Raw genomic sequence first — 14,070 nt, forward strand, 5'->3', positions numbered from 1 at the left:
GGAGCCGCGATCGCGGCTCCGGGCGGCCCTTGTCGGAGCCGTGCCGGCTACCAGGCGACCGGCAGGGACGTCAGGCCGTACACGACGCTGAAAGAGCGGAAGTGCGCCTCGGGCTCGACCACGCGCAGCTCGGGGAAGCGCCCGAGCAGTGCCGGGAAGGCGATGCGCATCTCCATCCGGGCCAGCGGTGCGCCCAGGCAGTGGTGTACGCCGTGGCCGAAGGCCAGGTGACCGGGCGCGCCCCGGGTGATGTCCAGCGTCTCGGGGTCGGGCAGGAACCCGGCGTCGCGGTTGGCGGCGGGCAGCGCGCAGACCACCAGCTCGCCGGGCCCGATGACCTGGCCGGCGATCTCGACCTCCGTGGTGGTCACCTTGGCGGTGCCGGAGTGGACGATGCTGAGCCAGCGCAGCAGCTCCTCCACCGTCGCGTCGATGCGCTCGGGCTCCTTCCGCAGCAGCTCCAGCTGGTCGGGATGGCGGAGCAGGGCCAGCGTGCCCAGTCCGAGCATGTTGGAGGTGGTCTCGTGTCCGGCCAGCAGCAGCAGGGTGCCGATGCCGACGAACTCGTGCACCGTCAGGTCGTCGCCGTGCTCGCGCACCAGCGTGCCGAGCAGTTCCTCCCCGGGATCGACCCGGGCGCGGGCGACCAGTTCGCCGATGTAGGCGCGCGACTCCAGCTGCGCCGTCAGACGCTCCTCGAAGGGCGCCCCCACATCGAGCATCTTGCTGCTTGTGCGCTGGAAGTCCTCCCGGTCGGCGTACGGCACCCCCAGCAACTCGCAGATCACCAGTGAGGGGATCGGCAGCGCGAACGACGACACCAGGTCGGCCGGGGACCCGGCGCGTTCCATCGCGTCCAGGTACTCCTCGACGATGCGGGTGATCCGCGGCTCCAGCCGGCGCATCCGGCGGATGGTGAACTCCGGCGTCAGCACCCGGCGCAGCCGGGTGTGCTCGGGAGGATCGAGGGCGAGCATGTTGCCCGCGCGCAGCGCCGCGACCTCCTCCTTGCTCATCTTCGTGTCGGACGGCACGAAGTCGATCCCCACGGCGTTGCTGAACCGTTCGGGGTCGCTCAGCACCGTCCGTACGTCCGCGTAGCGGGTCACCAACCAGGCGTCGACGCCGAAGGGTGTGCCGGCACGCCCGATCCCCTCCCCGTCCCGCAGCGCTCCCAGTTCCGGATCCGGGTCGAACCCTGCTCGCCGCATGTACAGCGGAGGCGTCGGAGTCTCGCTCATGTAGCTCCCTTGCTGACCGGCCGTCCTGACTGTTCCGAAAAAACGATAACCAGCCGTCGCCTCCCTGCAAGGGATCCCGGCGGGCGGGATATCGCCCACCGCGCTGACCTGCGCGCGCCTCGGAACCCCGGCGTTATGAGGGCGACACCGACGCTCCTGCCGGACCGACCGAAAAGACCCGCGGGCAGGCTGCCACCGGCATGGCGGAGCCGGCCGCGGTGACGATGCTCCGCGCACTCGTATTCGATCTAGCATGACGGTCTGGCCCCGGTACGGTGATCCGTCCGAGGTACATCCACCTGTTCACGGCGTCCCGGGTGATGACCGCGGTCATCGCGCCGGCTCGGTGATGTGAGAGGGCGGCAGGACGATGGACACCAAGGGATGGGCGGTCAGCGTCCCCTCGGGGTATCGCGTCGGTGACTGGCGGGTCGGCAGGCCCGTCGCCACGGGGAGCTGGGCGAGCGTCTACCGGGGAACGCGAGACGGGAGAGAGGCGGCGCTGAAGTTCCTGCCCACCGGCACGCTCACCCGGCGGCAGTTGCGGTACCTGCGGGACATGACGGAGCGGGAGTTACGCCTGCACGGCAGGCTCCGGCACCCCCGGCTGATCCGGCTGCGGGAGACGCTCGTCGTCGACGACGCCGGGAACTCCGAACTCGACGGCGCGTGCGTTCTGGTGATGGACCTGGCGGAACGGTCACTGGCCGATCTGATCGGGGAGGGGGCTCCGGTTCCCGGCGCGCCGAGGCTGATCGCCGAGATCTGCGAGGGGCTCGCGCACATGCACGCCGAGAGGTGGGTGCACGGAGACCTCAAACCCAACAACGTGCTCGTGATGGCCGACGGCTCGGTACGGCTCGCCGACTTCGGCCTGGCCACCGAGATGGACGGGACGCACGGCTACCTTCCCCCGATGGGCTCGGTGGACCACGTGCCTCCCGAGCGCTGGGGGGAGCCGCTGAGCGAGAAGGGGCACGCGGTGCGGGCCTCGGCCGACATCTGGGCGCTGGGCGTGACGGCGTGCCAGTTGCTCACCGGCCACCTTCCCTTCAGCGCCCCCACCGCTCGCGCGCGCTATGTGGCCGCCGTCGAGTACGCGGCGGGCGAGTCCCCCCTGTCGCTTCCGGTCTCGCTGCCCGAGGCCTGGCGCCCCTGGGTCGGCGACTGCCTGGACCCCAACCCGAGGTCCAGGCCCAGCGCGGTCCGCCAGCTCTACCGCGCGCGACTGCTGGCCGGCACCCTGACGGGTTCGCCCCGGCGAACGGGCCACCGGGTGGCGAAGACCATGGCCTCGGCGGTTCTCGTGCTGGCGGGTGTCTCGGGGGCGGGGATGGTCGACTCGCGGATGGCCGACCCGTTCGGGCGGTGGTTGCGCTCCGGCTCCGACATCCCCCGGGAGTATCGCGCGCTGATCGTCGAAGCCGGCACGATGTGCGCGGACCCAGGTCTGAGCCCGGCACTGGTCACCGGGATCCTGAAGGCGGAGAGCGGCTTCGACGCGAACCTGTTCGACGCGGCCAAGGACGAGTACGGCCTCGCGCGCTGGACGCCGTCGGTGCTCCAGTACTACCTGCCGGCCGACCGCCGGGGCACCGTCCTCACCCCGCCCATCTCGCCCGAGGACACCATCCCCGCCGTCGGCCGCTACCTGTGCATGCGGTTGCCGCTGCTGGCCGGGGTGCCCGGAGACCCCGGGCTGCTGGGCGCGGTGGCGTTCCGCTCCTCCGACGACGTGGTCCGCCAGGAGGGCGGGATTCCCGCGCGCTTCCAGGCCCACGCCGACCTGGTACGGCGACACCGGGCCGCCTACGAGCCGTGATACACCCGTTGTCTCCGCCGCGGGGAAAGCGGCCGGCGGACGAGGGCATACCGCGAAAGCAACGGGCTGGGGGCGCAGGAATGGAGCATGGTCCCCGAGGGCGATGACCACTTCACGCTGGTCAACCCCGTCAGCGGCAAGTGCCTCGACCTGGCCTACGCCTCTCCCGACCCCGGCGCGAACATCCAGCTGGTGACCTGCAACGGCGAGGGTGGTCCACCGGGCCACCCTCCACAGGGTGTGATCAGCTGTCCAGCCGCTTCAGATGCTCCTCCCGCACCAGGTCGAAGCGGAGCGCCACGGAGACCAGCGCGGCGCGCTGCCAGTCGGCCTTGCGCGAGCCCGACGGCGGCTTGACGCGCAGTTTCGTACGCGCCAGATAGTCGATGTGGAAGTTGACCGCGGCCCGGGTCAGTCCCGCGCCGCCGGGAACGTCGCGCAGCCGCTCCAGGATCTCCGGCACCGTCGGGATGACCGGGGACGAGCCGTCGCGCAGCCGCGGCTCGCAGAGCGCGATCAGCACGAGAAAGTACTTCGCCGTCTCGTCCACGGGGAAGCCGGAGACGGTCGGCTCGCCGACCGCCGCGCTCTCGGGCGCGTCGGGGTCGATGAAGCTGTGCTGCGAGGCGAAGACCAGGAAGGAGCAGGCGCCACCCGCCACCGGGAGCACCACGCGGGCGAACTCGAACGGCACGGGCGCCGCCACCCGCCGCGGAGCCACCTTGAGGAACTCCCCGCCGCCCTCCGGGTTCTCCACGACCAGGGTGGCGTCCCGGCTGAGGTTGGTGAGCAGCCAGTAGTCGTCCACGGCCCGGATGATCCCGGCCCGCCGGGAGATCCCCGGATGGTCCAGCGGGAAGTCGACCGGGGCGCTCTCCGTTCCGCGGCCGAAGGTGACCTCGCGACCCGGAGGAAGCTCGATGACGACCGCTCCATCGTCGGGGGCCTCGGCCTGCAAGAGGATCGTCCGCATCTGTTCCGCCCCTTAGCACCCTGGAAGCTTCCAGGTTCCCAGAACATCACCCTATGCCGAACGATGTCGCTGTCGGCGCTGAATGTCGGGGGACCGGAGCGCCGGCGAACTCCACCTGAAACAGCGGCTGGTCGACGAGGGTGACCAGCCGCTGTTTCCGCTTTCCGGGATTCGGAGCCGAGCCGCTCAGCGTGACCGAGCGCGGGCTGGCGGGTCGGCGCCGATCCGTGCGCTGATGCCGCCCGCTCGGTCGGGGCCATCACCGAGGACCAGGCCGGCAGCTGGATCGAGGAGCAGGCCGGGCGCGCGCGGGACGGCAGGCTCTTCCTCGCGATGCCGCTGTTCGTCGCCGCAGCCCGCCGCCCCTGACCGGCGGTCTCAGGAGGCTCGTACCCTTTTTCGAGGAAGCGGGTAACAACCGAGGGTCCCCGGCCACTTCCCGGTGTCAGAAGAACACATCCGGGACGAAGGGGGCGGGGCGGTGACGGACGACTCGCAGAGATTCACCGGCATGTACGACGAGTGCCGGCAGCGCGTCTGGGCCTACGTGGTCAGCCGCGCGGGACGGCAGGTCGCGGACGAGGTGGTGAGCGAGACGTTCGCGATCGCCTGGCGACGGCTGGAGGACGTGCCGGAGCCGGCGCTGCCGTGGCTCCTCGGGGTGGCCCGCAACGTGCTGCGCGACAACATCCGGGCGGAGATCCGGCGGGACGCGCTCAGCGCCGAGTTGCGGGCCTGGACCGAGGACGACGTCGCGGAGCAGGTCACCGAACGGCTCAGCGTGCTCAGGGCGCTGACCGGGCTGTCGGAGGACGATCGGGAGATCCTGATCCTGACCGCCTGGCAGGGGCTCTCCCCCCGCGACGCGGCCCAGGTCGTCGGCTGCTCTCCGACCACCTTCCGGGTGCGGCTGCACCGCGCTCGCCGACGGCTCAAACAGCGGATGGACACCGCCGTGAGTCCCGAGCCCCGGATGAGGAACCTCAGCGAGGAGTGGTCATGAACCCCATCGATCAGCTGCGGGCCGCACGCCCCGCGCACCTGGACGACACCCCGGTCGACCCGCGTACCAGGGCCGCCGAGCTCTCCCGCGCCATGGCGCGGCCCCGGCCGGCCCCGGCCAGGCGCAGGATCGTACGCCCGGTGTGGGGTCTCGGCCTCGCCGGAGCCGCCGCGGCCGTGACCGCGGTCGCCGTCACGATCTCCGCGACCGGCGGTACGGCGCCGCGCGCGCCCTCCGCCCAGGTGATCTCGAGCCCGGCGACCGCCACCCCGCGCATCGAGCTCTCCGGGAGATCCATCCTGCTCGCCGCCGCCCACGGGGCGGCCCGCCAGCCGGATGTGACCGGCGCCTACTGGCACACCGTGTCGGTGAGCCGGAACCTGTTCGAGGCGGCCGACGGGGACTACACCGTCGTGGACCGGCAGCGGAACGAGGTGTGGACCCCGTCGGCGGCCGGCGGGGAGCAGTGGAGCCGGACGAGCTCCCTCGGCGCGGAGCCCGCGGGTCCGGACGACAGGGCGGCCTGGGAGCGGGCCGGTTCCCCGGCCGAGATCCAGGTCAGGTCCCCCAAGAGGGGCAACAACCCGAAATCCGCAGGTTTCACCCTGTCGACCGAGCCGGGAGCGGCGCAGGACGGCCACGCCCCCCTCGTCGACGGGGACAAGGTGTTCTGGCTGGGCCGCAACGTCACCATGAAGGACCTGCGCGGCCTGCCGAAGGACCCGGACCGGCTCAAGGCGTGGCTGCTGCGCTCGTACGGGGGGCACGGCACCGAGTCGGACGCCCCGATGTCGTCGGACGCCTGGCTGTTCGCCGTCACGGTCGGGCTGATCACCGACATGCCGGTCACCCCGCAGGTGCGCGGTGCCGCCTTCCGGATGCTCGCCGACCTGGAGAGCATCGAGGTCGTCCGTGACGTCGTCGACGCGGAGGGCCGTACCGGCAGCGCCGTCGCCATCGAGGAACGGGTCAGGGCGAAGGCGGACGCCAAGGGCGGCGAGGGGATCCTGCGGAACCGCCTGATCTTCGACGAGGTGACCGGGCGGGCACTGGCCAGGGACAGCGTCGTGGTACGGCCGGGCGGCCTGCAGGCCGGATTCGCGCCGGGCACCGTGTGGAACTCCGAGACCGTCCTCGAAGCCGGCTGGACCGACGAGAAACCCGCCTCCTGACTCCCGGAGGACTCGCCGCACTCCCGGGGCGTACGGCGAGTCCTCCGGGCGAGGCGCCGGACCTCCCCAGCCGCTCGGAGAGCCGTACGGATCCGGCGTTCCGCTCTGCCGGCGGCCCGGCGCGCGGTGGCAGACTGAACCGTGTTCGACGTGGATCCGAGCGGGCGGGAGCCGGGATGGGTACGGAGGAACGGATCGAACGGGCCGGGTTGCTCCACGAGCGCGCGATCTTCGGCGGCGAGGCCGACGCGCTGGTGATGGCCGAGCGGGAACTGGACGCGGTCGAGGCCGACCTGGCTCTGGCCCGCGGCAAGGTGGCGCAAGCGCGTTCCCTCGCGGAGGGAGACGAGGACCCGCAAGGGCTACCGCTCTTGGAGCGCGCGGCACGGCTCTACCGGACGCTCGGCGACCCGCGCGGCGAGGGCGAGGCGCTGCTCTGGACCGCCCTCTTCCACCAGGTGGTCCGCCGCGACGACGACACCGCGGTGCCGATCCTTGAACGCTCGTACGAGCTGGCGACGCGGATCGGCGACAGGATGACGATGTCCTACGCGATCCGGCACCTGGGCATCGCCGAACACGCCGCGGGCCGGTTGGAGGTGGCAAGGGAGCGCCTGGAGGAGTCGGTACGGCTCCGCCGGGAGCTCGGCTTCCTGCCCGGCGTCGCCGCGAACCTGGTCGGGCTGTGCTACATCGCCCTCGCGCAGGGCCGCCGCGACGACGCGCTCGCCCTGGTCGAGGAGGCGGGCACGCTCGCCGAGGCGACTGGCGCGAAGGCCGTCCTGCGCCAGGCCGAGGAGGCACGCGGGCAGCTGTAGGCCGTCTCGCCGGGGTCCGGCCCCTGGCGGGCGAGGCCGGGGCGACGGCCCGCGATCTCGACTGTCTTCCACGACCGGGCATATTTGCTATGTTTAGTAAATGGTGAATATGTCATCGACGCTCTCGCTGCGGGGATGTGCCCTCCACTACGCCGACAGCGGTGGCGACGGTGTGCCGCTGGTGTTCTCGCACGGAGCCGGGGCCGATCACGTGATGTTCGACGCCCAGAGCGAGCAGCTGCGCGCCCGGGGATACCGGGTCGTCACCTGGGACATGCGCGGCCACGGCCGCTCTCGCCCGGCGGGCGTCCCGTTCACCGCCGAGCAGGCGATCGCGGATCTGTGCGCGCTCATCGAGCACCTCGCGCTCGACCGGCCGGTGCTCGTGGGACAGTCCCTCGGCGGCAATCTCGGCCAGGCGGTCGTCCGGCGGCATCCGGACCTCGCCCGGGCGCTGATCGTCATCGACTCGGCGTGGAACACCGGGCCGCTGTCATGGACGGAGCGCCTGCTGCTGAAGGTGGCCGCGCCGAGCCTGTCGATGATTCCGGCCGGCCGCCTTCCCGGCGTGATGGCCGAGGCCTCCGCGGTGACGGAGGGCGCGCGGGCGGATGCGCGGCGGGCGTTCTCCCTGCTGTCGAAGCGGGAGTTCGTCCAGGTGTGGCGGGCGACCGTCGAGCTCCTCGACCCGGACCCCGGCTACCGTACGCCGGTGCCGCTGTGCCTGATCCGCGGCGAGCGAGACCGTACCGGCAACATCGCCTCGGCCATGCGCGGGTGGGCCGCGGCGGAAGGCGTCCAGGAGGTGGTCATCCCCGGCGCGGGCCACATCGCCAACCAGGACGACCCGCACGCGGTGAACGCGGCGATCGAGGCGTTCCTGCGTACGCTCCCGGACTCGGGGCGGGCACGGCGGTGAGCGCGACCAGGCGTAGCGCGTTCATCACCTCGGTGGGTGACCTGCTGGCCTCATGGAACCTCCCGCACGCGACCGGTCGCGTCTACGGGCTGCTCCTGATGACCGAGGAGCCGGCCTCTCTCGACGCGATCGCCGCCGAGCTCGACCTGAGCAAGGGCGCGGTGAGCACCGCGGTGCGGCAGCTGAACTCCTGGGGACTCGCCAAGGTGATCCCGCAGCCCGGCAGCCGCAGGCTCCTGGTGGAGGCCACCGGAGGGATCGAGTCACTGCTGGAGGCCAGCCACGCGCGGGCCAGAACCCTGATCGCCGCCCTGCGCGACGGCGAGGCCCTGCTGGGTCCAGGCCCCGCGCAGGACCGGCTCCAGGACGTGATCGGGCTGTTCGCCGGCTATGTCGACGTCGGGAGCCAGTTGCTCGACAGGCACCGCCGCTAGCGCCACGGGAGGGGAGAAAGGATTCAGCCGGAGATGACCTCGTTGAAGTTGTCTGCGGTCAGCTCGATGCTGCTCATCCGTGGTACTCCTGCTTGGCGGTGGTCCGAGAGCTGAGACGGTTGGGGTTGGGCGTTGGGCACCGCGAGGTCGCGGCGCCCAACGCCCAGCCATGGACGGCGGTCTTCGTGCTGTCCGCTCACCTCTTACGCGGTCATCGGGCGGCGACGGCCTCGGTGGCCTCGGCGTCGTCGGCCGTCGCGGGGGCGGAGTTCTTGGGGCCGCGCAGGGCGATGTAGACGAACAGAGCGCCCATGACGGCGACGCCTGCCCACATGGCCTGCTGCCAGCCGTCGACGAAGGACTGCTGGGCGGCGTGGACCAGGTCTTGGGCGTGCGAGCCGGTGCTGCCCGCCACCTCGACGGCGTTGGCAATACCTTCGCGCGCGGTGTCCGCGGCACCCTGGGGAATGCCCTGCAGGCGGTCGTCGATGGCGCTGCGGTAGCCGGCGGACAGCAGCGCTCCGAGCAGGGCGACGCCGAGGGCGGTGCCGAATTCGCGGGTGACGTCATTGAGGGCGGAGGCGACGCCCTGCTTCTCGCGCGGCAGGGAGCCGGTGATGGCCTCGGTGGAGGGTGTCATCGACAGGCCCATGCCGATGCCCATGGCGAGCATGCCGGGCAGGATGGTCAGGTAGCCCCCGTCGACGGAGACGAAGAGGGCCATGAGGGCCAGTCCGGCGCCGGCCAGCGCAATGCCCGCGGCCATGGTCGAGCGGGAGCCGATGCGTGCGGCCAGCTTGGGGGCCAGGCCGGAGGTCGTCATCATCATCACGGCCATGGGCATCAGCGCCAGCGTGGACAGCAGCCCCGACCAGCCGAGCACGGCCTGGAAAAACGGGAAGAGAACCACGGCGATGCCCGCCTGGACGCCGAAGACCACCAGCAGCGTGATCGAGCCGCCGGCCAGGCCGCGCTCACGGAACAGCCGCACGTCCAGCAGCGATGCGTCCCGGCGATGCAGCTGCCAGGCCACGAAGCCGATGGCGGCGATGAGACCGACAGCGAGACTGATCAGAGTCACGGGCGCAGTCCAACCACGCTCGGGACCCTCCTGCAGGACGAAGATGAGCCCGACCACCGCGACCGTGGATACCAGCGCGCCGACGGTGTCGAAGCTGTGGGCGGACCTCTCGCGGGAGTTGGGGACCGACTTCAGCGTCATGGCCAGGGCCACGATGATCAGGACCACGGGCAGGACGAACAGCCGGCGCCAGTCGGCGACGTCGACGAGGAGCGCGGAGAGGAACATGCCCAGGATGCCGCCGCCTCCGGCGACGCCGGTCCACACACCGATCGCCGTGCCACGTTTCTCCTCGGGGAAGGTGGAGGTGATGACGGCGAGAGTGATGGGCATGATCATCGCAGCGCCGATACCGCCGGCCACGCGCGCGGCCAGCATCACCTCGGCCGTCGGAGCCAGGCCCGCCGCGACGCCGGCGACGCCGAAGACACCCAGCCCGGCGATCAGCATGGGCTTGCGGCCCAGGCGGTCACCGATCGCGCCGAGCGGCAGCAGCAGCGCGGCCAGGGCCAGGGTGTAGATGTTGATGATCCACAAAATGATGTTCTGCGAGGCGCCGAACTCGACGGCCATGTGCGTCTGGGCGACGTTCAGCCCGGACACCGACGCGATGACGGCCATCAGCGCGATGGAGACCGCAATCAGAATGGTGCGCAGCTGGCGTGCATCCGGTGCGCCTCCGCCGCTTCCGTCAGCGGCCGCCACCTGTGGAGGCTGGTTCGTACTCATGGATTCCTCTCAAAATGGGCATGCAGCGTCAGCGCCGGAGCAGATCCGGTCGCCGAAGTGGATGGAGTAGGGGCCGGCCACCGCGCGCGGCTGAGCGCGGGTGTGCGGTGGGCTGGTACGAGCCCTAACGTCAGGCGGTGGTGCCGGTCTGGGCGGCGGCGAGGGCCGCGTCGGTGTCGGCGATGGCCAGGAGGGCGTTGATGTGGGAGCCGGCCAGAGCGCCCGCCGCGGCGGAGGCGCCCACCTGGGCGGTCAGGTCGGTGGCGTTGCCGGCGACCCACACACCCGGCACCTCGGTGGTGCCGGCCATGCCGGAGGCGAAGCGGCGGCCCATGTTGTCGGGCAGGTCCTCCATCGGCAGCTTCAGACCGTCCAGGCCCGCGGTGCGGGCCTGCATCTGCGTGGCGACCGCGAGGACGCGGCGGGCCACGACCCTGCCATCGGTCAGGCGCACGCCCGCGATGCCGCCGTCCTCGCTCGTCATGACTTCCTGCACCGGGGTGTCGATGATGCGGATGTTGCGGGCGGCGAAGCGTGCTCGGGTGTCGTCGTCGAGATCGGTGCCGTGGGTGAGGTAGATGAGGTCGTCGGTCAGCTGGCGGAACAGCAGCGCGTGGTGGATCGAGGCGGGGCCGACGGCGAGGATGCCGATCGGTTCGTCGCGTACCTCCCAGCCGTGGCAGTACGGGCAGTGCACCACACCGTGCCCCCAGTGCTCGGCGAGGCCGGGCACGTCTGGCAGCACGTCCCGCAGGCCGGTGGCCACCAGCACGTGGCGCGCCGTCACCGTGCCGCCGTCGGCCAGGCTGACCATGAAACGCAGATCACCGTCGACGGCTGGGGCGGCCGGTTCGGCAGAGGTCACCTCTCCGAAGACGACCTGGCCGCCGTACCGGCGCACCTGCTCCCGGCCCCGCTTGAGCAGCTCGGTGGGCGGCGTGCCGTCCAGCACGATGAAGCCGTGCATGGCCTTGGCGGGCGCGTTGCGGGGCGTCCCGCTGTCGATCACGACGACCGAACGGCGGGAGCGGGCCAGCATCAGGGCACCGTTCAGGCCTGCGGCGCCGCCGCCGATCACCACAACGTCCACGGTCTCACCGGGCAGTGCGTCGCTCGCGTACGCGGAAGTCCGCACAGACATGTCGCGCCCTTTCATCGTGCGTGGCCCAACCCTTCCGGGCCTTCTGCACACGACGTTAAACCCGCCTTGCATCACGGGCATATGATGTTGCCCATGACGCAAGAAATCGGAGACCTGGACAGCCTCGTACGCAAACGCATCCGCGCCCTGCGAGTCGCACAGGGCTGGTCCCTGGAAGAACTGGCCACCCGCGCCAACCTCAGCCAGTCCTCACTGAGCCGCATCGAGAACGGCCAGCGCCGCCTCGCCCTGGACCAGCTCGTCACCCTCGCCCGCGCCCTGGACACCACCCTCGACCAGCTCGTCGAGACCGCCACCGACGACGTCGTCACCAGCCCGATGATCGACGGCACCCACGGCCTGATGCGCTGGCCCGTGAAGGGCGACCCCGGCATGAGCGTCATACGCCAGCGCATGACCGAGCCGCCGCCCGACAACCCCTCCCGCATGCGTGCCCACCCCGGCCGGGAATGGCTGGTCGTACTCTCCGGCACCGCGATCCTCATGCTGGGCCACCGGCGCTTCCGTCTCGAGACCAACCAGGCCGCCGAGTTCCCCACCATGATGCCGCACGCCATCGGCGCCGAAGGCGGACCGTGTGAAATTCTGGGCATCTTCGACCGCGATGCCCGCCGCGGACACCAGCGCGACAACGACGGCGACTGCGACACCCCCGGCATCCGCGAATGACGGCAACGCGCACCCTCGGTACGGGTGCGCCTTGCGCGTCGGGCACCGCCACGCGCCGACATCTTGCGCATCCCGGGAGCCGTCGTGCCGTGTAGGCAAACCCGCCTTACGGTGACGACATGACCCACACACACCCGCACACCCCTCACCAGGGCGCGCAGCACGGCCACCACCAGCAGGACGACGCCGGCCAGGCGGAGATCCTCGACCTGGACGCGGAGGTCCTCGGCGAGCACATCGCATCCATCACCGCATGGCTGCCTCTGAAGGCCGGCCCGCGCCATATCGTGGACCTGGGCTCCGGCACCGGAGCGGGCACCTTCGCCCTCCTCGACCGCTTCCCCGAGGCGCACGTCACAGCCGTCGACGCCTCGCCCGGACACCTGCAGCGCCTGCGGAAGAAGGCGTGCGCCCAGGATGTCGATGACCGCGTGCGCACCGTGCAGGCCGACCTCGACGCCGCCGACTGGCCCGACCTCGGCACGCCGGACCTGGTCTGGGCCTCGGCCTCGATGCACCACATGGCCGACCCCGACCGCGCACTGCGCAACGTCCACGGCATGCTCGCGCCCGACGGCCTGTTCGCCGTCGTCGAGCTGGCCGGATTCCCGCGTTTCCTGCCCGAGAATGCCCCGGAGGACCGGCCCGGCCTGGAAGACCGCTGCCACGCCGCGACCGAGCACTTCCACGCCGAACACGTGCCCCACCGCGGCGCCGACTGGGGGCCGATGCTGATCGCCGCCGGGTTCACCCTCGAAGGCGAGCGCACCATCGCCGTGAACATCGAAGGCTCCCACCGCGAGGCCATCGGCCGCTACGCACTCAGCAGTCTGCTACGCATCCGCGGTGCCGCCGCACAGGCGCTTCCGGCCGCAGATCTCGCCGCGCTCGACCGGCTGCTCGACACAGACAGCCCGCACAGCATCCTGCGTCGCGACGACCTCTCGGTACGCACCGAACGCACCGTCTGGGCCGCACGCCTCAGCTGATCTGCGATCTCCACGCAGGTTGCCCGCCGGGCGGCATCGGCGCCCAAACGGGAGCCGATGCGCCGCTTCCTATTCAGGCAGGAAGGCGCGCAGTTCCGCTCGGCATTGGCGCCGGGGCGGGAGTCACGAAACCCCGGCGACCTGCCCGAGCCGCCGCTCCGCGGGCACGGGGCCCGCGGAGCGGCGGCTCGCATCAGCCGACGCGCTGGTCGAGCCCCCAGCGGCGCCGGAGGGCGTTGTCGGCCGCGCCGAAACACATGTCCACGACGATGCCGATGATCAAAATCACGATCATCGTCGCGAGGAGGCCGGGCGCGTCGGAGAGCTCCCGGGCGTTGTCGAGCTGTTCGCCGATCGACGCCTGATGGGCGATGATCACGAGAAGCTCGCCCGCCATCAGGGACCGCCACGCGAACGCCCAGCCCTGCTTGAGCCCCGACAGGAACGACGGCAGCGACGCGGGCAGGATGACGTGCCGGTAGAGCGCCAGGCGTCGCAGGCCGAGGATGTGCCCGGCACGGAGCAGGATCGGCGGGGTGTAGTCCACGCCGGCGATCAGCCCGTTGGCGATCGACGGCGCCGCCCCGAGGACGACCACGAACATGATCGCGCTCTCGCTGAGTTTGAAGAACAGGATCGCCAGCGGGAACCACGCGATGGAGGGCATGGTCTGCAGGCCCGTGATCAGGGAGCCGAGCGCCGCCCGCAGGGGCCGGACCCGCGACACGGCCGCACCGACCACGAGCCCGACCAGCACCGCGATCGCGAACCCGGTGATCGCGCGGCGCATCGTCACGCCCAGGGCCTCGTAGAACTCGGCCTCACCGAGGCGGTTCCACAGATCCTCAAGGACGGTCACCGGGCCGGGAAGGACGTACTCCGGGCGCCACCCGCTGAGCACGACCAGCTCCCAGACGGCGAGGACGAGGACGATCGCCGAGATCATCGGCCAGCTTCTGGCCCAGACCCTTGAGGCCAGGCTCTGCCGTTCCCGGTTGGACAGCTCCAGCGCGTCCAGACCGGCGATGTGCTGGGAAAGATCAGCAGTCATTGGGCAC

At 71.3% G+C, this 14,070-nt stretch carries 13 protein-coding genes and 1 pseudogene; 9 read left to right on the top strand and 5 right to left on the bottom strand.

Annotation, left to right across the window (positions count from 1 at the left end):
* Positions 1-47 precede the first annotated feature (47 nt).
* Complete coding sequence (locus tag ACWD3H_RS24140; RefSeq protein ID WP_451956553.1) at positions 48-1,241, bottom strand: cytochrome P450; 1,194 nt, start codon at positions 1,239-1,241, stop codon at positions 48-50.
* A gap of 370 nt (positions 1,242-1,611) precedes the next feature.
* On the opposite strand from ACWD3H_RS24140, the gene ACWD3H_RS24145 reads away from it, so the two are divergent.
* Together ACWD3H_RS24145 and ACWD3H_RS24150 are read left to right on the top strand one after the other, a co-directional pair.
* On the top strand, positions 1,612-3,063 hold the full coding sequence (locus ACWD3H_RS24145) for a serine/threonine-protein kinase (RefSeq protein WP_451956554.1): 1,452 nt from the start codon (positions 1,612-1,614) through the stop codon (positions 3,061-3,063).
* A gap of 54 nt (positions 3,064-3,117) precedes the next feature.
* A pseudogene (locus ACWD3H_RS24150) lies at positions 3,118-3,420 on the top strand (RICIN domain-containing protein); the annotation flags it as partial.
* On the opposite strand, the gene ACWD3H_RS24155 reads toward ACWD3H_RS24150, so the two are convergent.
* The gene (locus tag ACWD3H_RS24155; RefSeq protein WP_355563031.1) at positions 3,308-4,036 is read right to left on the bottom strand and encodes an FHA domain-containing protein; all 729 of its coding nucleotides are present in this window, start codon (positions 4,034-4,036) and stop codon (positions 3,308-3,310) included. The pseudogene ACWD3H_RS24150 and the gene ACWD3H_RS24155 sit on opposite strands and share 113 nt — an antisense overlap.
* A gap of 481 nt (positions 4,037-4,517) precedes the next feature.
* Here ACWD3H_RS24155 and ACWD3H_RS24160 point away from each other — a divergent pair, with 481 nt between their 5' ends.
* From ACWD3H_RS24160 to ACWD3H_RS24180, 5 genes are all read left to right on the top strand, one after another.
* Complete coding sequence (locus ACWD3H_RS24160) at positions 4,518-5,039, top strand: RNA polymerase sigma factor (RefSeq protein WP_355630298.1); 522 nt, start codon at positions 4,518-4,520, stop codon at positions 5,037-5,039.
* A complete protein-coding gene (locus ACWD3H_RS24165) occupies positions 5,036-6,211 on the top strand; it encodes a CU044_5270 family protein (protein WP_451956555.1) in 1,176 nt (391 codons plus the stop codon). Before ACWD3H_RS24160 ends, ACWD3H_RS24165 begins: the two co-directional genes overlap by 4 nt.
* 176 nt (positions 6,212-6,387) lie before the next feature.
* Positions 6,388-7,029 (top strand): tetratricopeptide repeat protein, encoded by a 642-nt coding sequence (locus ACWD3H_RS24170; protein ID WP_451956556.1) that lies wholly within the window; start codon positions 6,388-6,390, stop codon positions 7,027-7,029.
* 100 nt (positions 7,030-7,129) lie between these two features.
* Complete coding sequence (locus tag ACWD3H_RS24175) at positions 7,130-7,948, top strand: alpha/beta fold hydrolase (protein WP_451956557.1); 819 nt, start codon at positions 7,130-7,132, stop codon at positions 7,946-7,948.
* Complete coding sequence (locus ACWD3H_RS24180; protein ID WP_355563016.1) at positions 7,945-8,382, top strand: GbsR/MarR family transcriptional regulator; 438 nt, start codon at positions 7,945-7,947, stop codon at positions 8,380-8,382. The genes ACWD3H_RS24175 and ACWD3H_RS24180 overlap by 4 nt, the downstream gene beginning before the upstream one ends.
* A 211-nt stretch (positions 8,383-8,593) precedes the next feature.
* On the opposite strand, the gene ACWD3H_RS24185 is transcribed toward ACWD3H_RS24180, so the two are convergent.
* Positions 8,594-10,192: an MFS transporter gene (locus ACWD3H_RS24185; RefSeq protein ID WP_451956558.1), complete on the bottom strand. Its 1,599-nt coding sequence runs from the start codon at positions 10,190-10,192 to the stop codon at positions 8,594-8,596.
* Between the two features lie 130 nt (positions 10,193-10,322).
* Complete coding sequence (locus tag ACWD3H_RS24190; protein WP_451956559.1) at positions 10,323-11,333, bottom strand: NAD(P)/FAD-dependent oxidoreductase; 1,011 nt, start codon at positions 11,331-11,333, stop codon at positions 10,323-10,325.
* 93 nt (positions 11,334-11,426) lie between these two features.
* Between ACWD3H_RS24190 and ACWD3H_RS24195 the strand changes: the two genes are divergently transcribed.
* Both ACWD3H_RS24195 and ACWD3H_RS24200 read left to right on the top strand, forming a co-directional pair.
* Positions 11,427-12,023, top strand: a complete 597-nt coding sequence (locus tag ACWD3H_RS24195; protein WP_451956560.1) for a helix-turn-helix domain-containing protein — start codon at positions 11,427-11,429, stop codon at positions 12,021-12,023.
* 119 nt (positions 12,024-12,142) lie between these two features.
* Complete coding sequence (locus tag ACWD3H_RS24200; RefSeq protein ID WP_451956561.1) at positions 12,143-13,012, top strand: class I SAM-dependent methyltransferase; 870 nt, start codon at positions 12,143-12,145, stop codon at positions 13,010-13,012.
* Positions 13,013-13,205: 193 nt separating this feature from the next.
* On the opposite strand, the gene ACWD3H_RS24205 is transcribed toward ACWD3H_RS24200, so the two are convergent.
* The gene (locus ACWD3H_RS24205) at positions 13,206-14,063 is read right to left on the bottom strand and encodes an ABC transporter permease (RefSeq protein WP_355550346.1); all 858 of its coding nucleotides are present in this window, start codon (positions 14,061-14,063) and stop codon (positions 13,206-13,208) included.
* Positions 14,064-14,070 lie beyond the last annotated feature (7 nt).

The organism is Streptosporangium sp. NPDC002607, assembly GCF_053592655.1.